Source organism: Pseudomonas sp. Tn43, from assembly GCF_014192635.1.
In the GTDB taxonomy this organism is placed as follows: domain Bacteria; phylum Pseudomonadota; class Gammaproteobacteria; order Pseudomonadales; family Pseudomonadaceae; genus Aquipseudomonas.
In genome coordinates this window covers 490,532-512,802 of sequence record NZ_JACHYG010000004.1, presented here as the reverse complement: position 1 = coordinate 512,802, position 22,271 = coordinate 490,532, and the positions used below count along the sequence as shown (strand labels likewise).

The 22,271-nt window shown below is 59.3% G+C and carries 21 protein-coding genes; 13 read left to right on the top strand and 8 right to left on the bottom strand.

Features of this window, described 5'->3' with window-relative positions; translation table 11 throughout:
• Positions 1 to 105: 105 nt before the first annotated feature.
• Genes ftsX through ftsY form a run of 3 tightly spaced genes read right to left on the bottom strand, consistent with a single transcriptional unit; the run spans position 106 to position 3,373 of the window.
• A complete protein-coding gene (gene ftsX / locus FHW68_RS14050) occupies positions 106 to 1,134 on the bottom strand; it encodes a permease-like cell division protein FtsX (RefSeq protein WP_095633238.1) in 1,029 nt (342 codons plus the stop codon).
• Positions 1,131 to 1,802, bottom strand: coding sequence for a cell division ATP-binding protein FtsE (ftsE, locus tag FHW68_RS14045; protein ID WP_007897888.1), 672 nt, complete (start codon positions 1,800 to 1,802; stop codon positions 1,131 to 1,133). The genes ftsX and ftsE overlap by 4 nt, the downstream gene beginning before the upstream one ends.
• Positions 1,799 to 3,373, bottom strand: coding sequence for a signal recognition particle-docking protein FtsY (gene ftsY, locus FHW68_RS14040; protein ID WP_183680885.1), 1,575 nt, complete (start codon positions 3,371 to 3,373; stop codon positions 1,799 to 1,801). The genes ftsE and ftsY overlap by 4 nt, the downstream gene beginning before the upstream one ends.
• A 344-nt stretch (positions 3,374 to 3,717) precedes the next feature.
• Between ftsY and FHW68_RS14035 the strand changes: the two genes are divergently transcribed.
• The 4 genes from FHW68_RS14035 to FHW68_RS14020 all read left to right on the top strand — a co-directional run bounded on the left by FHW68_RS14035 (position 3,718) and on the right by FHW68_RS14020 (position 8,263).
• Positions 3,718 to 5,073, top strand: a complete 1,356-nt coding sequence (locus FHW68_RS14035) for a pitrilysin family protein (protein WP_095633236.1) — start codon at positions 3,718 to 3,720, stop codon at positions 5,071 to 5,073.
• Positions 5,066 to 6,556, top strand: coding sequence for a pitrilysin family protein (locus FHW68_RS14030; RefSeq protein ID WP_183680883.1), 1,491 nt, complete (start codon positions 5,066 to 5,068; stop codon positions 6,554 to 6,556). Before FHW68_RS14035 ends, FHW68_RS14030 begins: the two co-directional genes overlap by 8 nt.
• Positions 6,556 to 7,173 carry a 16S rRNA (guanine(966)-N(2))-methyltransferase RsmD gene (rsmD, locus tag FHW68_RS14025; RefSeq protein WP_095633234.1) on the top strand — a complete coding sequence of 206 codons (618 nt, stop codon included), beginning with the start codon at positions 6,556 to 6,558 and terminating at the stop codon, positions 7,171 to 7,173. Before FHW68_RS14030 ends, rsmD begins: the two co-directional genes overlap by 1 nt.
• 73 nt (positions 7,174 to 7,246) lie before the next feature.
• Positions 7,247 to 8,263, top strand: coding sequence for a hydrolase (locus tag FHW68_RS14020; protein WP_095633233.1), 1,017 nt, complete (start codon positions 7,247 to 7,249; stop codon positions 8,261 to 8,263).
• Between the two features lie 73 nt (positions 8,264 to 8,336).
• Here the strand turns inward: FHW68_RS14020 and FHW68_RS14015 are convergent, their stop codons facing one another.
• Positions 8,337 to 9,191 (bottom strand): sulfurtransferase, encoded by an 855-nt coding sequence (locus tag FHW68_RS14015; protein ID WP_183680881.1) that lies wholly within the window; start codon positions 9,189 to 9,191, stop codon positions 8,337 to 8,339.
• Between the two features lie 44 nt (positions 9,192 to 9,235).
• Entirely contained in the window at positions 9,236 to 9,907 is a 672-nt protein-coding gene (locus FHW68_RS14010) for a TetR/AcrR family transcriptional regulator (RefSeq protein WP_095633231.1), read from the bottom strand.
• A gap of 146 nt (positions 9,908 to 10,053) precedes the next feature.
• Between FHW68_RS14010 and FHW68_RS14005 the strand changes: the two genes are divergently transcribed.
• The 5 genes from FHW68_RS14005 to FHW68_RS13985 all read left to right on the top strand — a co-directional run bounded on the left by FHW68_RS14005 (position 10,054) and on the right by FHW68_RS13985 (position 14,770).
• A complete protein-coding gene (locus tag FHW68_RS14005) occupies positions 10,054 to 11,484 on the top strand; it encodes a coniferyl aldehyde dehydrogenase (RefSeq protein WP_095633230.1) in 1,431 nt (476 codons plus the stop codon).
• 28 nt (positions 11,485 to 11,512) lie between these two features.
• Positions 11,513 to 12,058, top strand: a complete 546-nt coding sequence (locus FHW68_RS14000; protein WP_095633229.1) for a twin-arginine translocation pathway signal protein — start codon at positions 11,513 to 11,515, stop codon at positions 12,056 to 12,058.
• A 156-nt stretch (positions 12,059 to 12,214) separates the two neighbouring features.
• Positions 12,215 to 13,810: a GMC family oxidoreductase gene (locus FHW68_RS13995; RefSeq protein WP_183680879.1), complete on the top strand. Its 1,596-nt coding sequence runs from the start codon at positions 12,215 to 12,217 to the stop codon at positions 13,808 to 13,810.
• A 115-nt stretch (positions 13,811 to 13,925) separates the two neighbouring features.
• A complete protein-coding gene (coaD, locus tag FHW68_RS13990) occupies positions 13,926 to 14,405 on the top strand; it encodes a pantetheine-phosphate adenylyltransferase (RefSeq protein ID WP_007897855.1) in 480 nt (159 codons plus the stop codon).
• A gap of 113 nt (positions 14,406 to 14,518) precedes the next feature.
• Complete coding sequence (locus FHW68_RS13985) at positions 14,519 to 14,770, top strand: YfhL family 4Fe-4S dicluster ferredoxin (protein WP_046487844.1); 252 nt, start codon at positions 14,519 to 14,521, stop codon at positions 14,768 to 14,770.
• A 92-nt stretch (positions 14,771 to 14,862) separates the two neighbouring features.
• Here FHW68_RS13985 and FHW68_RS13980 read toward each other — a convergent pair whose 3' ends face one another.
• Genes FHW68_RS13980 through FHW68_RS13970 form a run of 3 tightly spaced genes read right to left on the bottom strand, consistent with a single transcriptional unit; the run spans position 14,863 to position 16,896 of the window.
• Complete coding sequence (locus FHW68_RS13980; protein WP_007897853.1) at positions 14,863 to 15,186, bottom strand: hypothetical protein; 324 nt, start codon at positions 15,184 to 15,186, stop codon at positions 14,863 to 14,865.
• Positions 15,187 to 15,240: 54 nt separating this feature from the next.
• On the bottom strand, positions 15,241 to 16,053 hold the full coding sequence (gene mutM / locus FHW68_RS13975) for a bifunctional DNA-formamidopyrimidine glycosylase/DNA-(apurinic or apyrimidinic site) lyase (RefSeq protein WP_183680878.1): 813 nt from the start codon (positions 16,051 to 16,053) through the stop codon (positions 15,241 to 15,243).
• Between the two features lie 30 nt (positions 16,054 to 16,083).
• A complete protein-coding gene (locus FHW68_RS13970; protein WP_168185102.1) occupies positions 16,084 to 16,896 on the bottom strand; it encodes an HDOD domain-containing protein in 813 nt (270 codons plus the stop codon).
• Positions 16,897 to 17,250: 354 nt separating this feature from the next.
• Here FHW68_RS13970 and FHW68_RS13965 point away from each other — a divergent pair, with 354 nt between their 5' ends.
• The 4 genes from FHW68_RS13965 to FHW68_RS13950 all read left to right on the top strand — a co-directional run bounded on the left by FHW68_RS13965 (position 17,251) and on the right by FHW68_RS13950 (position 22,146).
• Positions 17,251 to 18,447, top strand: coding sequence for a class I SAM-dependent rRNA methyltransferase (locus FHW68_RS13965; protein WP_183680875.1), 1,197 nt, complete (start codon positions 17,251 to 17,253; stop codon positions 18,445 to 18,447).
• A 435-nt stretch (positions 18,448 to 18,882) separates the two neighbouring features.
• Positions 18,883 to 19,962 (top strand): SagB family peptide dehydrogenase, encoded by a 1,080-nt coding sequence (locus tag FHW68_RS13960; protein WP_183680873.1) that lies wholly within the window; start codon positions 18,883 to 18,885, stop codon positions 19,960 to 19,962.
• The gene (locus FHW68_RS13955) at positions 19,959 to 20,933 is read left to right on the top strand and encodes a diiron oxygenase (RefSeq protein WP_183680871.1); all 975 of its coding nucleotides are present in this window, start codon (positions 19,959 to 19,961) and stop codon (positions 20,931 to 20,933) included. The genes FHW68_RS13960 and FHW68_RS13955 overlap by 4 nt, the downstream gene beginning before the upstream one ends.
• A complete protein-coding gene (locus FHW68_RS13950) occupies positions 20,926 to 22,146 on the top strand; it encodes a multidrug effflux MFS transporter (RefSeq protein WP_183680869.1) in 1,221 nt (406 codons plus the stop codon). Before FHW68_RS13955 ends, FHW68_RS13950 begins: the two co-directional genes overlap by 8 nt.
• Positions 22,147 to 22,271: the final 125 nt, after the last annotated feature.

The following is a 22,271-nucleotide window of genomic DNA, read 5'->3' as shown; positions in this document are numbered from 1 at the left end:
ACCTCCGACTTACATAACTCGTGCAGTTCAGCACTGCGAAAATTGACCGGAAACCAAAAGGCAAGTTCCCATAAAAGCTGAAAGGTCAATACGAGCAAAATGATATTACTTTGGCGCAAGCTCCCGCAGGTGGCGTGCGACTGCAATCCATGCACCGATATACCCCAACAGCACCGCGCCAAGCAAGAGCGATAGACCGTCGGCAACTGGCACTCCGGCCAGCGCAAAATCACTGCCGTACAAACCGGCCAGTCCAACTACCGCGTCGTTCAGCCAGTTCAGGCCGAACGCCAATACTCCCCAGGAAAGAATCCCCGCACCAAAGCCATAAAGCGCGCCCATGTACAGAAAGGGCCTGCGCACATAGCTGTCAGTGCCGCCGACGAGTTTAATCACTTCTATCTCTGTGCGGCGGTTTTCAATATGAAGACGAATGGTATTGCCTATCACCAAAAGTAATGCAGAAACCAGAAGCACGGTCAGACCGAAGACAAATCGGTCGCCCAGCTTGAGGATAGCTGCCAGACGCTCGACCCAGACTAGATCAAGTTGCGCCTGTTGTACCTTCGGCAATTCGGAAAGTTTTTGTCTCAATGCTTCAAGCGCCGGTTTGTCGACCTCGTTCGGGGTGACCAGAACCACGCCCGGCAGCGGGTTTTCCGGTAGTTCCTTGAGCGCTTCGCCCAGTCCGGATTGCTGCTGAAACTCATCAAGTGCCTGGTCGCGCCCCACGTATTCGGCGTCGGCCACCCCCGGCATGCCCTTGATCTGCTCGCGCAACGACTCGCCCTGTTCAGGGCTGGCATCGAGTTGCAGGTACAAGGAAATCTGCGCCGCTCGCTGCCAGGACCCACCGAGACGCTCGACGTTACCTAGCAAAAGTGACAGGCCCATCGGCAAACTCAGGGCAACGGCCATCACCATGCAGGTGAAAAAGCTGCCGATCGGGTGTTTACCCAAGCGGCGCAAGCTGTCGAGCAGACTGGCGCGATGACTTTCGATCCAGGCGCGGAACAGCGTCGGGAAGTCCGGGCCATCGTCATCGTCGCGCTTTTTCTTCTGTGACTGCGGTTGCGGATCGGCAGCCTTCGGGGCCACACGCTCGGAAACCTTGGGGCTACGTGTCGCACTCATACGCCAGCCTCCCCGTCGCCGATCAATCGGCCACGCTGCAGGGTGAGCATGCGATGACGCATGCGGGCAATCAACGCCAGGTCGTGACTGGCGATCAGTACGCTGGTACCCAGACGGTTAATGTCTTCGAACACGCCCATGATTTCTGCCGCCAGACGCGGATCGAGGTTACCGGTCGGTTCGTCTGCCAGCAGCAAGGCCGGACGGTGAACAATGGCGCGAGCGATGCCCACCCGCTGTTGCTGGCCGGTGGAGAGATCGCCGGGGTAGAGATCGGTCTTGTCCGAGAGCGCCACGCGCTCCAGGGCCGAATCCACGCGCTTGGCGACTTCAGCCTTGGACAAGCCAAGGATCTGCAACGGCAATGCGACGTTGTTGAACACCGTGCGATCGAACAGCAACTGGTGATTCTGGAACACCACGCCAATCTGCCGACGCAGGAATGGGATTTGGGCATTGCTGATGGTACTCAGGTCTTGCCCTGCCAGCAGCAATTTGCCGGTGGTCGGACGTTCCATGGCCAGCAGCAGGCGCAACAAGGTGCTTTTACCGGCGCCGGAATGGCCGGTGACAAACAAAAATTCGCCCCGACGGACTCGAAAGCTCAGCTCATGCAAGCCGACGTGACCATTCGGATAGCGTTTACCGACCTGTTCGAAACGAATCATGAACGCTCCCGCTCGGCAAACAATGCCTGGACAAAGGGTTCTGCTTCAAAAGTACGCAAATCGTCGATGCCTTCACCGACGCCGATATAGCGAATCGGCAAACCAAACTGCTTGGCCAGAGCGAAAATCACCCCACCCTTGGCGGTGCCGTCGAGTTTGGTCAGCGCCAGGCCGGTCAATTCGACGGCCTGGTTGAATTGCTTGGCCTGGTTGATGGCGTTCTGACCGGTACCGGCGTCGAGCACCAACAGCACTTCGTGCGGCGCATCGGCGTCGAGCTTGCCGATCACCCGGCGAACCTTTTTCAGTTCTTCCATCAGATTGTCTTTGGTGTGCAAGCGACCGGCGGTATCGGCGATCAGCACGTCAATGCCACGGGCCTTGGCGGCCTGCACGGCATCGAAGATGACTGAAGCCGAATCGGCACCGGTGTGCTGGGCGATGACCGGGATCTTGTTGCGCTCACCCCAGACCTGCAATTGCTCCACCGCGGCGGCGCGGAAGGTGTCACCGGCAGCGAGCATGACTTTCTTGCCTTCCAGTTGCAGCTTCTTCGCCAGTTTGCCGATGGTGGTGGTCTTGCCGGCACCGTTGACGCCCACTACCAGAATCACGAACGGCTTGTTTTGCGAGTTGATTTTCAGAGGTTGCTCGACCGGCTTGAGCATCGCTGCCAGTTCGGCCTGCAGGGATTTGTACAACGCATTGGCATCGGCCAGCTCTTTGCGGGCGACTTTCTGGGTCAGGCGCTGAATGATCACCGAGGTCGCCTCGACGCCGACATCGGCGGTCAGCAGACGGGTTTCGATGTCTTCGAGCAACTCGTCATCGATGGTTTTCCTGCCCAGGAACAGGCTGGCCATGCCCTCGCCAATGCTGGCGCTGGTCTTGGACAAGCCTTGTTTGAGGCGGGCGAAGAAACCGGCTTTGGTCTCTTCGGTACGCACAGGCTCGACCGCAGGTTCGGTGGGCGCGACAGGCGTGGCGGCGACAGGAGCGATAACCGGTGCAGGTGCAGGTGCAGGTGCAGGTGCAGGTGCAGGTGCAGGTGCAGGTGCAGGCTCTGGCATTTGGGCAATTGGAGCAACCGGAGCGGGAGCAACAGGGGCCGGTCCTACAGGTTCTGGAGCAACCGGTGCAGGTTCGGCCACGAACACAGGTTCAGCCACCGGCTCAACCACTGGTGCACGAACCGGCTCGGGGGCAAACGCAGTCGGGGCCGGGATCGGCGGCGTGAAATGAGCTGCCTGTTCATCTTCGACCAATGCCACCGGCTCTTCCGCCACCGGCAACGTCAGCCATGGCTCGGCGGCTGGCGTCAGCGGCAACGGGGCTACGACTTTGGCTTCAGGCTCAGGCGCAGGCTCGGCCGCGGGTTGCAGCACCGACTCGGCGATCGGCAGGGCAATCGGCGCGAGCGCCTCTTCCACGACCGGCGCAGGTGTTGGCTCAGAAAGTGGTTGTGGCTGTTCGACTACGGGTTCCTGCGGCTTTTTGCGCAGCCATCCGAACAGGCTTTTCTTCTCGCCAGCCGCAGCTGGGGTCTTCTTGTCGTCATTGGAACCAAACATGGAGGACGGCTATCTCACGGTAGCGACGCGCCAAAGGGCGCCTCGGCAATAAATAATTCGATGCAGAACAGACTGCGATTCATCCAGCTTGTTCACGCGCAACATTTTGTCGAGGTACCAACGGCACCTCAAAAGAAACGATTTCACGAAGGACTGGACCGGCAAAATCGGCGAAAAATCAGAGTTTAGCTGATAAACACACGCCTTCCGCCGCAAACCTATACAGCCTGATCAAGCACAAAAGCCTGATAGGCGTGGCCGCCGCTAAAACGGATCAGTATCCTAGCACCCTCTCGCCCGCCGACGCTAAGACCAAGCGGGCAGCCCAACAGGTTTAAAAACGAATGAATGCTCTAGCCCGCCGCGCTGCAGGCCTGCTGTTCAGCACAGTTTGTCTGCCACTTTCAGCCCTGGCTGCCGATCCACAACCCACCCACGAATTCACCCTCGACAACGGCCTGAAGGTCGTCGTGCGCGAAGACCATCGTGCGCCCGTCGTCGTTTCCCAGGTCTGGTACAAGGTCGGTTCAAGTTATGAGACCCCAGGGCAGACGGGGCTGTCCCATGCACTGGAACACATGATGTTCAAGGGCAGCGAGAAGGTCGGCCCCGGTGAAGCGTCGCTGATCCTGCGTGACCTCGGTGCCGAAGAGAACGCCTTCACCAGCGATGACTTCACTGCCTATTACCAAGTGCTGGCCCGTGATCGTCTGGGCGTGGCCTTCGAGCTGGAAGCGGACCGCATGGCCAATCTGCGCCTGCCGGCCGACGAGTTCACCCGGGAAATCGAGGTGATCAAGGAAGAACGTCGCCTGCGCACTGACGACAAGCCGATGGCCAAGGCCTACGAGCGTTTCATCGCCATGGCCTATCCCGCCAGCGGTTATCACACGCCGACCATCGGCTGGATGGCGGACCTGGACCGCATGAAGATCGAAGAACTGCGCCACTGGTATCAATCCTGGTATGTGCCGAATAACGCCACTCTGGTGGTGGTCGGCGATGTCACCCCGGACGAAGTCAAAACCCTGGCCCAGCGCTACTTCGGCCCGATCGCCAAGCGCGCCGTGCCATCCGCGAAAATCCCGCTGGAGCTGGCCGAGCCCGGCGAACGCAAGATCACCCTGCATGTGCAGACTCAATTGCCGAGCCTGATGCTGGCCTTCAACGTGCCAAGTATCGCCACCGCTGAAGACAAACGCTCGGTGAACGCTCTGCGCCTGATTTCCGCGCTGCTCGATGGCGGCTACAGCGGCCGGATCCCGACGCAACTGGAACGCGGCGAAGAGCTGGTGTCCGGCGGTTCGTCGAGCTACAACGCTTATACCCGCGGCGACAGCCTGTTTACCCTGTCGGCCACGCCCAACACCCAGAAAAAGAAAACCATGGCCCAGGCGGAAGCCGGCCTGTGGAAACTGCTTGAGCAGCTGAAAACCACGGCGCCGTCCAATGAAGAGCTGGAGCGCGTGCGGGCGCAGGTCATTGCCGGCCTGGTCTACGAGCGCGACTCGATCACCAGCCAGGCCACTGCCATCGGCCAACTGGAAACCGTAGGGCTGTCCTGGAAACTGATGGACACCGAGCTTGCCGATCTGGAAAGCGTGACCCCGCAGGACATTCAGAAGGCTGCCAAGCAGTATTTCACTCGCGCACGTCTCAGCGTCGCCCATGTACTGCCACAGGAGACGACTCATGAGTGAGCGTAAAACATCGCGCCTGGCCCTGATCGGCCTGATCGTCATTGCTTTGCTGGGGGCTGGCGTCTTCTATTTCTTCCAGTCTGACAAAATCAGCGCCAGCGAAGCCCTCGACAAGGCCAAGGCCAGCCAGAAACTGCAATCGTTGGCAGAACTCGACGGCAAGGCCCCAAGCCATCGCTCGCTGAACGTGCAAACCTGGAACACCGCCGAAGGCGCCAAGGTATTGTTCGTCGAAGCCCGTGAGCTGCCGATGTTCGATATGCGCCTGATCTTCGCTGCCGGTAGCAGCCAGGATGGCGATGCTCCCGGCCTGGCACTGCTGACCAATGCCATGCTCAATGAAGGGGTGGCCGGCAAGGATGTCAGCGCTATCGCCCAGGGCTTCGAAGGCCTGGGGGCCGACTTCGGCAACGGCGCCTATAAAGACATGGCGATTGCCTCGCTGCGCAGCCTCAGTGCCTTGGATAAACGCGAGCCTGCCTTGAAGCTGTTTGCTGAAGTGGTCGGCAAACCGACCCTCCCCGCCGATTCCTTTGCCCGTATCAAGAACCAGATGCTGGCCGGCTTCGAATACCAGAAACAGAACCCCGGCAAGCTCGCCAGCCTGGAGCTGATGAACCGCTTGTATGGCGATCACCCGTACGCGCATTCCAGCGACGGCACGGCGAAAAGCATTCCACCGATTACCCTGGCGCAGTTGCGGGCCTTCCATCAGAAAGCCTACGCCGCCGGTAACGTGGTGATTGCACTGGTGGGCGACCTGTCCCGCGCCGAGGCCGAGGCGGTTGCCGCACAAGTGTCCGCCGACCTGCCCAAAGGGCCGGCCCTGGCGAAAATCGAACAACCGATCGACCCCAAGCCCAGCATCGGCCACATCGAGTTTCCGTCCAAGCAGACCAACCTGATGATCGCGCAACTGGGCATCGACCGTGACGATCCGGATTACGCAGCGCTGTCGCTGGGCAATCAGATCCTTGGCGGCGGTGGCTTCGGCACCCGGTTGATGAGCGAAGTGCGCGAGAAACGTGGCCTGGCCTACGGCGTGTATTCGGGTTTCAGCCCGATGCAGGTTCGCGGCCCGTTCATGATCAACCTGCAAACCCGCGCCGAGATGAGCGAAGGCACGCTGAAACTGGTGCAGGACGTACTCGCCGACTACCTTGAAACCGGCCCCACCGAGAAAGAACTCGACGACGCCAAGCGTGAACTGGCCGGCAGCTTTCCGTTGTCCACCGCCAGCAACGCCGATATCGTCGGGCAGCTCGGCGCCATGGGCTTTTACAACTTGCCGCTGAGCTACCTGGAAGACTTCATGCAACAATCCCAGAGCCTGACCGTCGAGCAAGTCAAAACCGCACTGAACAAACACCTGAGCACGGACAAACTGGTCATCGTCAGCGCTGGCCCGACCGTGCCACAAAAGCCGTTGCCGGCCCCTACTGACAAACCTGCCGAGCAACCGCTCGGGGTTCCGGAGCACTAATGGCCCGCCCATCGCGTCCAAAAAAACCTGTTCACAACGTGCATAACGGTGTGAACCAACTGCGCATCATCGGTGGCGAATGGCGCAGCCGAAAGCTGAGCTTCCCCGATGCGCCCGGTCTGCGCCCAACGCCGGACCGAGTCCGTGAAACCCTGTTCAACTGGCTCGCGCCGTATGTCGCCGGGGCCAAGGTACTCGATCCATTTGCCGGTAGCGGCGCGTTGTTTCTCGAGGCTTTGTCCCGTGGCGCAGCAATGGGCCAGGCACTGGATGCCAGCAACATCGCGGTAGCGAGCATCAAGGAACATCTGGGCACCCTGCGCTGCACAACCGGTCAGGTACAGACTGCCGATGCCTTGCGCTATCTCGAAACCCAACCGGCCACGGCGTTCGATCTGGTGTTTCTCGACCCGCCGTTCAATCAGAATCTGTTGCCTGCCGTTTGCACCTTGCTCGAGGGGCGTCAGTGGCTGAGTGACGATGCGTGGGTCTACACTGAAAGCGAAACGGCACCGTCGATATTGGGTTTGCCAGAAAATTGGCGCCTGCATCGGGAGCAAAAATCAGGACGGGTGTACTACGCGTTATGGCAACGTATGGCAGGGATCGCCGGTTAGTCCGGCCTGTAAAAACGGTGCGAAGCTCAGTCAGTTAACGCTGCGGGTAAGCACCGCTGCATCGAGAGCAATCGTGTCCCATCTGCCAGAACGTTTCACCCCCCAATTCAGCCCCGCCTACGGCCTGGGCAATCCACACTTACAAACCTTGTGGGGACCGCTATGGCGCAAAACCACGCATATCGACCGCGAACGCGAACGCTTGTGGCTCGAGGACGGCGACTTCCTTGACTTGGACTGGCACGGGCCCCACAGCACGAATGCGCCATTGGTGCTGGTGCTGCATGGCCTGACCGGCTCATCGAATTCGCCTTACGTGGCCGGTGTGCAGAAGGCGCTGGGCGCCCAGGGTTGGGCCAGCGTTGCGTTGAACTGGCGAGGCTGTTCCGGCGAACCCAATCTGTTGCCACGCAGTTACCATTCCGGGGCCAGTGAAGACCTGGCCGAGACCATCAAGCACTTGCGAACCCAGCGCCCTCTCGCACCGCTGTACGCGGTCGGTTATTCCATGGGTGGCAACGTGTTGCTCAAGCACCTGGGCGAAACTGGCAGCAACAGCGGCGTACTCGGCGCGGTGGCGGTGTCGGTGCCGTTTCGGCTCGATCAGTGCGCCGATCGCATCAGCCAGGGTTTCTCCAAATTCTATCAAGCGCATTTCATGCGGGAGATGGTCGCCTACATCAAGAACAAGCAGCGCAGGTTCCAGCATGAAGGGCATCAGGATGGCTTGGCGGCATTAGCGGCGCTGGGCTCGCTGGAGAACATGCGCACCTTCTGGGATTTCGATGGCCGGGTCACCGCGCCGCTCAATGGTTTCGCCGATGCAGCCGATTACTATCGCCGCGCTTCGAGTCGTTATTTCCTTGGGGAGATTCGCACACCGACCCTGATTATCCAGGCGGCCGACGACCCGTTTGTCTTTCCGCATAGCCTGCCGCAAGCCGACGAATTGTCTGCCTGCACCCAATTCGAGTTGCAGGCCAAGGGTGGGCATGTCGGCTTCGTCGAGGGCACGTTCCGGCAGCCGGGTTACTATCTGGAACGGCGCATTCCCCAATGGCTCGCCACCACAGGGCGCAGTAACCGATAGGGGTGGATCGGGCCTGGAATAACAATGTGCCGCTAAAAGATCGCAGCCTCGAAAGCTGCGATCTTTTGATCTTTCATTCGCCCTTGGCGACGCCTCGCGCAGGATCGTTGATCCACTCGCTCCACGACCCGGCATACAACGCTCCCAACGGATAACCCGCCAGGCACAGGGCGAACAAGTTGTGGCACGCAGTCACACCGGAACCGCAATACGCGACCAATTCCGTTGGCGAACGATCACCGAGCTTGGCGGCAAAGCGCTGCTTGAGCTGTTCGGCTGGCAGGAATCGACCGTCGCTGCCCAGGTTGTCGGTGAACGCGGCACATTGTGCGCCGGGTATGTGCCCGGCAACCGGATCGATCGGCTCCACTTCGCCCTTGAAGCGCGGCAAGCCACGGGCGTCGAGCAAGGTCAACGCAGGCTGGCCGAGACGTTGCTGAAGTTGTTCGGCGCTGAGCACCAACGAAGCATCCGGCGTCCCGGTGAAGGTGCCGGGGGTGATCGACGCAGGATCAAGACTCAGGGGCAATCCGGCGGCGTGCCAGGCTTTCAGCCCGCCATCGAGAATGAACACGCCATCGCGCTTGCCCAGCCACGCCAGCAACCACCAAGCCCGCGCGGCGTAAGCGCCGGGACCGTCATCGTACAAAACCACTTCGCTGTCGGCATTGATGCCCCAGGCTTGAAAGCGTTCGATCAAGTCGGCGGGCTTCGGCAAGGGGTGACGTCCGGTAACCCCCTTGACCACTGTCCCGCTCAAATCACGCTCAAGATCGGCAAAGCTTGATCCGGCAATGTGCCCTTCGGCGTAGCTGCGCTGACCGTAATCAGGGTCTTCCAGGGCAAAACGACAATCCAGAATCACCAGCCCCGGCGTCTCCTTTTTCAGGTCCAACGCTTGCGGGCTGATCAATTGCGCAATGGGCATAACGGGCTCCTGTGATGTTGTCGGTTTCTGTCCTGCTGCACGCTTTATCTCACTTCTTCCAGCGCCTGGGCCAGCGGCACATAAAACTCCTGGAACAGCGCATTCACTGCCTCGCGAGCCTGATCGGTAACGAATCCAGCCTCGAGCACCAGCACCTGGTAAACGCCCCGCTTGATGGCCTGTTCACTCAGATGGTTGGAGTTTTCCCGCGTCGTGCACAGAAAGCGCACCCACGAGGTGAGGATGATCCAGGCGTTGAGGGTCAGGGATTCGATCTGAACCTTGTCCATGCACAGGATGCCGGCCTCAACGAAACCCGCATAGATGTGTGTGCCCTGGATCAGGCAGCGCTGGGAAAAACGCCGGTAACGGGCAGCCAGCTCAGGATCGCTGTCGAGCAAGTGCTCGAGGTCGCGATGCAGAAAGCGGTATTGCCACATGGCGGCGAGCAGTTCCTTGAGATAGAAGCGCTTGTCTTCGACCGTCGCGGCGCGGCCCTGGGGCGGGCGCAAAAAACTGTCCACCAGGTTTTCGTACTCACTGAACAACACAGCGATGATCGCCTGCTTGTTGGGGAAGTGGTAGTACAGGTTGCCCGGGGAAATTTCCATGTGGGCAGCAATGTGGTTCGTGCTGATACTGCGCTCGCCCTGTTGATTGAACAGCTCCAGGCTGTTCTGCACGATGCGCTCGCTGGTTTTGATCCGAGGGGCCATGGCTTGAGCTTTAATTCAGAGTGCGATGAGGGGCATCTTACGACCTATCCGCATGGGGTTAAAACAAAGCTGCACCAAAGTGTCATTTGACTTTCTAGAGCATAGACTCTAAAAAGTCCCTCATTCCAATAAATCCGGTGCCGACCATGCCTGCTGACATTGCTTACCTGAAGAACCTGCAGCAGCCCCTGGACGAGCTCCAATCTCTGTTCGATGCTCAGCGCGCAGCGTATGCCGCCAACCCGATGCCGCCCGCAGCTCAACGCCTGCAATGGCTAAAGGCGCTGAAGGCGTTGTTGAGTGATGAGCGCCAGGCCCTGATCAAGGCGATCAGCCAGGATTTCAGCCACCGCAGCGCCGATGAAACCCTGCTCGCCGAACTGATGCCCAGCCTGCACGGCATTCACTACGCCAGCCGGCACCTCAAAAGCTGGATGAAAGCTTCGCGGCGCAACGTCGGCCTCGCCTTTCAACCAGCGTCGGCCAAAGTGGTGTATCAGCCGTTGGGCGTGGTCGGCGTGATTGTGCCGTGGAACTACCCGCTTTTCCTGGCCATCGGGCCGCTGGTGGGGGCGTTGTCGGCGGGTAACCGGGTGATGCTCAAACTCAGCGAATCGACCCCCGCCACCGGTTTGCTGCTCAAGGAATTGCTGGGGCGAATCTTTCCCCAGGACCTGGTCTGCGTGGTGCTGGGCGAGGCTGATATCGGTGTGGCGTTCTCGCGGTTGCGTTTCGATCACTTGCTGTTCACTGGCGCTACCAGCATCGGCAAACACGTGATGCGCGCGGCGGCCGAGAACCTGACCCCGGTGACCCTCGAGCTGGGCGGCAAGTCCCCGGCCATCGTTTCCCGCGATGTGCCGCTCAAGGACGCCGCCGAACGCATCGCTTTCGGCAAAACCCTCAACGCCGGGCAAACCTGTGTCGCGCCCGACTACGTACTGGTGCCGGAAGACCGCGTCGGCTCTTTCGTCGAAGCCTATCGCCAAGCGGTTCGCGGGTTTTATCCAACCCTGGCCGACAACCCGGACTACACCGCCATTATCAACGACCGGCAACTGGCGCGGCTCAATGGCTACCTCAGCGACGCCACCAGCAAGGGCGCGTTGCTGATTCCGCTGTTCGATAAGGGCCAGGGTCGGCGCATGAGCCATAGCCTGTTGCTCAATGTCAGCGACGACATGACAGTGATGCAGGATGAAATCTTCGGCCCGTTGCTGCCGATCGTGCCGTACAAGGATCTCGATGAAGCGTTTGCCTACATCAACCAACGGCCTCGCCCGTTGGCGCTGTATTACTTCGGCTACGACAAGCGCGAGCAAAATCGCGTTCTCCACGAAACCCATTCCGGTGGTGTTTGCCTCAATGACACCTTGCTGCACGTTGCTCAGGACGATATGCCGTTCGGCGGCATCGGTGCCTCGGGCATGGGCCACTACCACGGCCACGAAGGCTTCCTGACCTTCAGCAAGGCCAAAGGCGTGCTGATCAAACAACGCTTCAATGCCGCGAAATTGATCTATCCGCCCTACGGCAAGGCTATTCAGAAACTGATCCAGAAGCTGTTTATCCGCTAAGCATCCTCACCGCCGGGTAATAACAATAATGAGCCCAAGCCTGTCCGATACACCCGCGCTGTCACGGCGCGGCCTGCTCAAATTCAGCCTCGGCGCCAGCGCCTTTCTGGTCACGGCCGGATTCGGCGCGAGCCTCAGCGGCTGCTCATCGAGTACGCCGGCCAGCGGTTTCGCAATTCTGCGCAGTGACGACCTGCTGTTTCTGCGGGCAGTGATTCCGGTGATGCTCGACGGCGCCGTGGCCGTCGAAAAAATCCCGACCGCCGTCGCCCAGACCCTGCACAGCCTGGATAACGGCCTGAATCACCTGTCACCGGAAATGCTCAAACTGACCCTGCAATTGTTCGATGTGTTGGGGATGGCCGTGACTCGCGGACCACTGACCGGGATCTGGGGCAGTTGGGAGAACGCCAGCAGCGACCAGATCCGGCACTTTCTCGACCGTTGGCAAAACAGCTCATTGAGCCTGCTGCGCATGGGCCACAGCTCATTAGTGCAAATGGTGATGATGGCGTGGTACAGCCGGGCGGAGTCGTGGGCACATTGTGGGTACCCGGGGCCGCCTACGGTTTGAGACCGAGTCGACCCCTATCGCGGGCAAGCCACGCTCCCACAGGTTTTGAGTCGCTCACAAAAGGGTGGTCCATCTCAGAACCTGTGGGAGCGTGGCTTGCCCGCGAAGACGTCAGCCGCCTCACCACAGAATCAAAAATAATAAGAGAACCCAAGCATGCCCGTACCCGATCCATTCCGCGAAGGCCTGGCCCGAGGCTGGAAAACCTTCAATGGCGCCCGCCTGACCCAGGACCTGACCCTCGAAGCAGACGTGGCAATCATCGGCAGCGGTGCCGGCGGCGGGACCACCGCCGAGATCCTCAGCGCTGCCGGCTACAAGGTGTTGCTGATCGAAGAAGGCCCGCTCAAGACCAGCAGCGACTTCAATATGCTCGAAGACCAGGCCTACACCAGCCTCTATCAGGAAGGCATCGGGCGCATGAGCAAGGACGGCGCAATTACCATCCTTCAGGGTCGGGCGGTGGGCGGCACTACGCTGGTCAACTGGACCTCAAGCTTTCGCACCCCGGACCCAACGCTGGAACATTGGGCCAAAGAGCACGACGTCATCGGCCACTCGCCCGCCGAGATGGCGCCCTGGTTCGAGAACATGGAACAACGCCTGGGTGTCGCCCCGTGGAGGGTGCCGCCCAATGCCAACAACGACGTCATCCGCAAGGGCTGCGAAAAACTTGGTTACGCCTGGCATGTGATTGCGCGCAATGTGCGCGGTTGCTGGAACATCGGCTACTGCGGCATGGGTTGTCCGACCAACGCCAAGCAATCGATGCTGGTCACAACCATCCCGGCAACCCTGGAAAGAGGTGGCGAGCTGCTCTATCTGGCCCGCGCCGAAAAGCTGTCGATCAAAGACGGCAGGGTTACGCAGCTGCAATGTGTAGCTATGGATGAGCGTTGCGTTGCACCCACCGGACGCATGATTACGGTCAAGGCGCGGCATTACGTACTGGCCGGCGGCGGGATCAACAGCCCGGCGCTGCTATTGCGCTCCGAGGCGCCTGATCCTCACGAGCGGCTGGGTAAACGGACCTTCCTGCACTTGGTGAACATGTCCGCCGGATTGTTCGATGAGGTAATCAATCCGTTCTACGGCGCACCGCAATCGATCTATTGCGACCATTTCCAGTGGCAGGATGGCACCACCGGCAAGATGTCCTACAAACTGGAAGTCCCGCCATTGCACCCGGCACTGGCCAGCACCCTGCTTGGCGGCTTTGGCACGCAAAACGCCCGGCATATGGAAAACCTGCCGCACACCCACGCCATGCTGGCATTGCTGCGGGACGGTTTTCACCCGGACAGCCCTGGCGGCAGCGTTGAATTGCGCGGTGACGGCACACCGGTGCTCGACTATCAGGTTTCACCGTATGCCTGGGACGGGTTGCGCCGGGCTTTCCACAGCATGGCCGAGATCCAGTTCGCCGGTGGCGCCAACGCCGTGATGCCGGTGCACGCCGACGCGCGCTACGTGAAAACCCTGGCCGAAGCACGCACACTGATTGATGGCCTGAGCCTTGAGTTGTATCGCACACGTCTGGGCAGTGCCCATGTGATGGGCGGTTGTGCCATGGGTGAAGACCCGAAAAATGCCGTGACCAACAGCCTCGGCCAACATCACCAGCTCACCAACTTGTCGATTCATGACGGCTCGCTTTTCCCCACCAGCATTGGCGCAAACCCGCAATTGTCGGTCTACGGGCTGACGGCGCAATTGGCCACTTCGCTGGCCGAACGTTTGAAAAACCCATGAAAAGGCGGAATATTCCCATCGTCTATAGTGCTTTCTTACCCAACAGGCGACTTGGCCGACCGGGAAGGCTGCGATACCATCCGACTCCCCAACGGACTCCCGCCAGGACGACGCGATGAACCGAGTGTTGTACCCAGGTACCTTCGACCCTATTACCAAGGGCCATGGCGATCTGGTCGAACGCGCCTCGCGCCTGTTCGATCATGTGATCATCGCCGTCGCCGCCAGCCCGAAAAAAAACCCGCTGTTTCCTCTGGAACAACGTGTGGAGCTGGCTCGCGAGGTCACTAAACATTTGCCGAACGTTGAAGTCGTCGGTTTCTCGACGCTGCTCGCGCATTTCGCCAAAGAGAAGAACGCCAACGTGTTCCTGCGTGGTTTGCGCGCGGTATCGGACTTCGAATACGAATTCCAGCTGGCCAACATGAACCGTCAATTGGCGCCGGATGTGGAAAGCCTGTTTCTTACGCCGTCCGAGCGTTATTCGTTCATTTCCTCGACGCTGGTTCGTGAAATCGCAGCCTTGGGCGGCGATATCACCAAGTTCGTCCACCCGGCGGTGGCCGACGCCCTCACCCTACGCTTTAAAAAGTAGGAGCTGCCGAAGGCTGCACTTGATCGCGCCCGCGTGCACTGCGGGCGCCAATGCGGCACAATTGTGCGCATTGATTTATTGCGCCCGGGCCTGTCGCCCTGGCTGGAGTTAGCATGTCCCTGATCATCACCGACGATTGCATCAACTGCGACGTCTGCGAACCCGAGTGCCCAAACGCCGCCATCTCCCAGGGCGAAGAGATCTACGTGATCGACCCGAACCTGTGCACACAATGTGTCGGCCACTACGACGAACCGCAGTGCCAGCAGGTCTGCCCAGTGGATTGCATCCCGCTGGACGAGGCTCATCCAGAGACTGAAGAACAGTTGATGGCGAAGTACCGCAAGATTACCGGTAAGGCTTGAAAGCCTGAAAAGATCGCAGCCTTCGGCAGCTCCTACCCTGGAATGCGTACACCAGTAGGAGCTGCCGAAGGCTGCGATCTTTTGATTCTGCCTCACTCCCGCTGCTCAAACCCCTCCCCGATACACCCCAAACACCGCACAAATGCGGCTTTCGCAGGATCGACCACCAACGCCTGCCCCGCATCGCCAATGCCGCCGCCCAGTGCGGTAAACGGCAACGACAGCACAAATGCCCCGGCACCGATAACTGTCGCCGCCACTAACAAAGGTCGAGCAATCAGCAAGTCGCCAAGCATGGCGTAGGCCGGTGGGTTCTGGATGGTGTAACGCGGATCGCCGCTGCCGTTCTCAGCCGCCAGCGCGGATGCACCGACGCTCAGCAGCAGCGCAACAACAAGGGTTCGAAACAGATTCATGGCACGGTCCTTCGGCAAGGCAGTGAGAACACTGACTATAGACCGTAGCCGGTATCAGCTCTGACAACGCGGACAAAAAACGCTGGCGCGCTGCCCAAGCTTGATTTCCCGCAGCCCTGTGCCACAGACCTTGCAGTGCTCACCACCACGGCCGTACACGAACAGTTCCTGCTGAAAGTAACCCGGCTGTCCGTCGCCACCGATAAAGTCCCGCAATGTAGTGCCGCCACGTTCGATGGCATGGGCAAGGATGCGCTTGATCTCGATTCCCAGCTTCAAATAGCGTGCTCGGGAAATGCTCCTGGCTTCGCGGCGCGGGTCGATGCCCGCCGCAAACAATGCTTCTGTGGCGTAGATATTGCCGACGCCGACCACCACCGCGTTGTCCATGATGAACGGTTTGACCGCCATGGAACGCCCGCGGGATTGCTCGAACAGCCGCTGGCCGTCAAACAGGTCGGTCAACGGCTCTGGCCCGAGGCGAATCAGCAGTTCATGGTTCAACGGGTCCAGGCTCCAGAGCATTGCGCCAAACCGTCGCGGGTCGGTATAGCGCAGGGCCAGGCCCGATTCCAGCTCAATGTCCACATGCTCATGCTTGGCCGCCGGCAGGCCGGCTTCCACCAGCCGCAGATTGCCCGACATCCCCAAATGACTGATCAGCGTGCCGACTTCGGCGTTGATCAGCAGGTACTTGGCGCGTCGTTCCACCAACACGATGCGCTGGCCGGACAGCCGCACATCCAGGTCTTCGGGGATCGGCCAGCGCAGACGGCGCTCACGCACGATCACCCGGCTGACGCGCTGGCCTTCCAGGTACGGTGCAATCCCGCGGCGGGTGGTTTCGACTTCCGGCAGTTCAGGCATGGGGCTCTCGAATCAGGCGAGGTTCGACACTCAACGCGTGGCGAGGTCGCGAATCTCTTGTTTCTGGGTTTCGAAATCGTATTCCGATAGACCGATGTAATCGAGCACAAGGGGCCCGACACTGTTCCACTCGTGGTCTTCGGACTGGTTGCCTAACACCCGGAAGGAGGCACAAATGTGTTCAGCCATCTTCAGGATCGCCAGCAAGTTTTTCAGCGGCGTGTTGCGTGACGATTCATCGCTGAAAATGGCCAGGGCGTTGTGATGGTTGGCAATGGCCTGGGTGACATGTTCCGGCAGGCGCCAGGACTTGGCGGTGTAATACCCGACCACGGCATGGTTGGTGTTGTATTGCCTGTTTTCGGTATCCACCACCCGGCATTCGACGCTGGCATTGGCATAGGCCTGTTCCAGCACTCTCATGTAGTCGGGGAATTTCTTGATCATCAACGGGATGCCGCAATCGTGGAACAGGCCCAGCGCATAGGCTTCATCACCGGCCTGGACACCGACACGCTTGGCCAGGGTCAGGCACGTCATCGCCACGTCCTGCGCCGTGTCCCAGAAACGGTTGAGTGTGACGATGGCATCGTCGCTCAGCTCGCCCTTGATCGACTGCGCATTGATCAGGTTGATGATCGAGCGGCTGCCCAACAGATTCACGGCTCGCTGGATTGCGGTGATCTTGTTGCTCAAGCCGTAGTACGGCGAATTGACGATTTTCAGCAAGGCGCCGGACAGGCCCGGGTCCTGGGAGATCAGCTTCGCGATCACTTCCAGATCCGGGTCGGGCATGTACTGCTCCATCTGCAGATCCACCATGATCTGTGGTTGGGGCGGCACACTGATGCCTTGCAGGGACTGTTGAATCTGTTCGGTCGTCAACTCTTGGGACATAAGTGCACACTCCGGGTCAGGCGGGGATTCTAACCTTTAAGAAGATGGGTCTGACACATCTGCCGGTGAGCCATCGACATTTCATTTATTGTCAGACAGGGACGCGCCCTGGTGGCGAGGGGGTTTACCCCCGTTGGGGCGCGAAGCGGCCTTGAAAGACTCAACAGACAAGCCGCATTGGGCGAATCTACGACTGCTTCGCAGCCGAACGGGGGTAAACCCCCTCGCCACATGTCCACTCGCCGGCCTATCCGGGATCTCAACACGCTATACTCCCGCTCTTTTTTCCGGAGCGACGTCATGTCCCTGCCTAGCCTGCGCCTCAAAGCCAACGCCGACCGTCGCCTGCGAAACGGCCACCTGTGGGTGTACAGCAACGAAATCGATGTAGCCGCTACGCCTTTGCACGGTTTCAAGGCCGGTGACCAGGCGATCCTCGAAGCCGCCAGCGGCAAGCCGCTGGGCATCGTTGCCATGAGCCCGAACAACCTGATCTGCGCCCGCCTGCTATCGCGCGATATCAAGTTGCCGCTGGACAAGTCGCTGCTGGTGCACCGCCTGAACGTTGCCCTGTCCCTGCGCGATCGCCTGTTCGACAAGCCGTTCTATCGCCTGGTCTACGGCGACTCCGACCTGCTGCCAGGCCTGGTGGTCGACCGTTTCGGCGACATCCTGGTGGTGCAGATTGCCTCCGCGACCATGGAAGCTCACAAAGACGACGTGATCGCGGCACTGACCCAAGTGCTCAAGCCAAGCGGCATTCTGTTCAAGAACGACTCCGCCGCCCGTGACGCCGAAGGCCTCAATCGCTACGTCGAAACCGTGTTCGGCCTGGTGCCGGAATGGGTCGCTCTGGAAGAGAACGGCGTGAAATTCGAAGCGCCGGTTATCCAGGGGCAGAAAACCGGCTGGTTCTACGACCACCGCATGAACCGCGCGCGCCTGGCACCTTATGCCAAAGGCAAGCGTGTCCTCGACCTGTACAGCTACATTGGCGGCTGGGGCGTGCAAGCGGCGGCGTTCGGCGCCAGTGAAGTGTTCTGCGTCGACGCTTCGGCCTTCGCCCTCGACGGGGTCGAGCGCAACGCCGCACTGAATGGCGTCGCCGAAAAAATGACCTGCATCGAAGGCGACGTGTTCGAAGCCCTGAAGGAGCTGAAAGCCAGCGAAGAGCGTTTCGACGTCATCGTGGCCGACCCTCCTGCCTTCATCAAACGCAAGAAAGACATGAAAAACGGTGAAGGCGCCTACCGTCGCCTGAACGAGCAAGCCATGCGCCTGCTTACTAAGGACGGCATCCTGGTCAGCGCTTCGTGCTCGATGCACCTGCCGGAAGATGATCTGCAGAACATTCTGCTGACCAGCGCCCGTCACCTGGACCGCAACATCCAGATGCTGGAACGTGGCGGTCAGGGCCCGGATCACCCGGTACACCCAGCGATTGCCGAGACTCGCTACATCAAGAGCATCACCTGCCGTCTGCTGCCAAACAGCTGAGTACGCCGGTTTGACGGGGAGCCAAGGCTCTCCGTCAGCCGTTTCAACGCCACAACATCCTCTCTTCTGGCTCTGCTTCTTACTCTTGCGGTCCTACAAACTTGCAGGACGTTTCCCTGCACCTCTTACTTAAAAGAATATAACTTACAAACTTTCCCCCAGCGCCAGATCGCTCCGACAAAATTACTAGAATATTCCTACTTAATATCCCCTTGATAAGAACTCATTACCGCCTATGATTGAGTTGTCACCGCGAAGTGACACTCACTATCAATGACAAGGAGTCAAAAACATGAAAGCAATTACTCTGGAAACAAACAAAATCGCCAACCTGGCTTTTCTGGTTGCGCCAAAAACCCGCTAAGTAAATGAAGCGCTGGGGAGTGCCGGCTACCCAGCGTTTTCTATGGCATTACCCAGAGCGAACTGTCCATCATGCAGATAAATCCATATTTATTCATACTTCCCCGTACGCCAGGTCAAATAGTATGGGATTATAAAAACCACAAACAATTTGAACTTGATCTGGAATATTCAACCCGGCTCGCACAACTTATCAACAACCCCAAACTGTATAACAACAGCAACAGCGTAGACACCCAACTTCTGAACTCCGGAATATTAACCCACTCTAAACAAAACACTGTTGAATGGGGCTGGGACGAACTGTCGAAGATATTCCATATCGGCACCAAGAACATTCCCTGCGAACATGTCCCTCAGAATGTTCATGAATGGTCGAAGCACTATCTGGACCATTGCAGCGAAGTACTGGCAACACCCGCGCCGGACAACAGGCCCGCTGAATACCGGGCACGGGAGCTGATTGTCCTGCCAAAACCCTCCTGTCTGCCGCAAGGCTCGCTTGCCAACGTGCTGATCGGCCGCAAAACCTGCCGCACGTTCACAGATGCAGCGGTTTCACTGGAAGATCTTGGCACACTGCTTTACCTGTCCCTGGGCTACCTGCATGAACGGGAAAATGACGTCGATGATGGCCTCGTCGAAGGTCTCGATGCCCGGCGCAGCAGCCCCTCCGGTGGCGGGCTGAATGCCTGTGAAGGCTTTCTTCACATACGAAACGTCAGCGGCCTTGAGCCCGGGTTCTACGCCTATCATCCTGTCGACCACGCACTGAGTTTCGTCAACCCGGCACTTGATTCGTCACTGGGCCAATTGCTGTGTGGGCAGCACTTCATCAATAACCTGCCTGTGGGCCTGTTCATCACCAGTCGATTCGACAAGCTGTGGTGGAAGTATCAACACTCGCGAGCCTACCGAATGGCCTTCGTGGAAGCGGGGCACATTTCCCAGACATTCCAGCTGGTAGCCACTGCGCTGGGGCTGAACACCTGGCTGACGGGCGCACTGGCAGATGATCAGGTCGAGGCGTTGCTGGGGCTTGAAGACAGTGCAGAGCAACCGTTGTTTTTTGTCGGCTGTGGCAAAAGCGACGGTCAGGTCATGTGCAAGGAATTGAAGGCGCTGCTCAGCAGCCAGGAGCTGGCGCAATGAATGCCATCATCGAGCCCTCGGAGCGCCCCGTCTCCTGGGCCCTGCGTTTCACCCTCGGCGACTGGAATGCCCGCGCTTCGGTGCGAACCAGCGAGCACGACTATCTGTTGCCGCCAGACCTGGAACAGCAACTGGAAACACGCCACTGGTTTCCCCCGGCCTTCCTCGCTTATCTGAAGCACCCGGCGATCGAAGCGCTGGGCCAAACCGTCATTCATCGGCTGTCGGCCAATCACCTGGTGTATTTCCTCGACTACACCACCTTGCTCGAACACCGCATCGTCAACCGATCCGTGGAAACCATCATCCACGGCGAGCTGAAGGCCTACGTCTCCCCACGGATGAAGACCGCCGCACTTCAGCTTTATACCGACGAGGGTTATCACGCCCTGTTCTCCAACAGTCTTGCCGAACAGGTTGCCGGGGTTTACGGGATCAGTTCGCGCCCAGCCATGCCTCACCGCATCACGCGATTGAACGCCTTGCTCGACCGCACACCTGAAAAAAACAGGGCACTGGCCTGGTTTCTCATCGGATTCGTGTCGGAGACGATCATTGCCAAGGAGCTGCTCGACATCTGCCGTGATGAGCTGGTGTCCAGCGTCCAGGCAATGCTCAGGGATCATCTTTCGGACGAGGCGCTTCACAGCCGCTATTTCGCTGAAGTGTTCCATTACTTGTGGTTGACCCTGAACAGCCGCCAACGCACGTTCGCCAGCAGGCTCCTGCTGGACAGCATGCGGATTTTCTTCGAAACCGATGAGCGATGGTTGCGGGAAAGCCTGCACAGCGCGGGTGTTAACGAGACCGCCGTCATAGAAATTCTCGGAGAACTGACCAGCCGCCAAGCCACCCTTCAGCGTGCCCGAGCCGGCAGTGGCGCGACACTCGATGCGTTGAAAAAAGCCGGATTCTTCGCCCTGCCCTACAACCAGCAGCTGTTCGTGAAGGCAGGACTTATCGATGAATGAAGGACATTCTGCGGCAACTGCCAGACAGCGTCGTGGGGCGGTCAGCCTGTTGTTGGCGATGGTGCTGCTTGGCGTATTCCCGCTGGATGTCCTGCTTCCCTCATTCCCTGCACTGGCCGAACACTTTCGCAGCCCGCCCGCCGACATTGCGCTGTCGATCAGTCTGTTTGCCGTCGGTATCGCGGCCTCTCAATTGCTGATCGGGCCGCTGTCGGATGTGATCGGGCGCAAAGGGCTTTTGCTCGCCGGAATCACCGTTTCGATGCTGGGCGCGGTGGGCTGCGTACTGACCACCGACTATGTCCATTTTCTGCTGCTGCGTGTCGTTCAGGCGTTCGGCTGCGGATGTTTCGTGCTGTCACAAGCACTGATTCAGGATCTGTTCAGGGGTGAGGAATGTGACCGGTTGCGGATTCTGATGGTCACCGCCACCGGCATTTTCATTTCAGTTTCGCCGTTGGCCGGTGCATTCCTGCAAGCCACACTGGGCTGGCAAGGCAGCTTCTGGGTGTTTACCGCATTGGCCGGCGTGGTACTGCTCAAAGCCTGGTTGTTTCTTGACAATACCCGTCCGCCAGCAACCCGCCCGCGACCAAACATCCTCCAGTCCTACCGTCGGGTCCTGCAGGATGCCGACTTCCTGCCTTATTGGTTGATTTCAGGCTTTGCGTTCGCCTGCCATTTCTCGTTCATCGTGATTTCGCCGCTGATCTTCATGGACCAACTCCAGTTATCGGCCCATGACTATGCGCTGATCCTGCTGGTATACGGCGGCGCCTACATCGTCGGCGGCATGGCTGCGGTTATGCTGGGCCAACATATCAGCCCCCGTCATCAGATCATCAGCGGGCTGAGCCTGATCCTGGTGTCCGGTCTCATCATGCTTTACCTCTCAAAGCATGTTGCACTGTCACCGGTCACCGTCCTGGTACCGATGCTCATCTGCACCGCAGGCACTACCATTGTCCGACCGGCCGCCACGTCCAAAGCCATGAGCCTGTTCCCCGAAAATTCGGGAACCTCGGCGTCGGCCGGCAGCACGGTGATTTTCATCTGCGGCGGGTTGATCAGTGCCCTTATCAGCTTGGGGCCGGGCAACCTGCAATCCACCCTTGGATACAGTTTCGTCATCCTGAGCAGCGTGGCGCTGGTGCTCAACCGTCGTATCAATCAACGAGCCAAAAGCCCAAAAGCCAACCCGGGCATCGAATAACGCCGCCGATCGTCACCCCATGCGCTTCATCAGCGCTGGATCAACGTTTTCCGGCATTCCCTCCTGACGCCAGCGGTGTAGAATCGCGAGATTCATCGCCAGTCATCCCCCGGCGGGTTTATGAG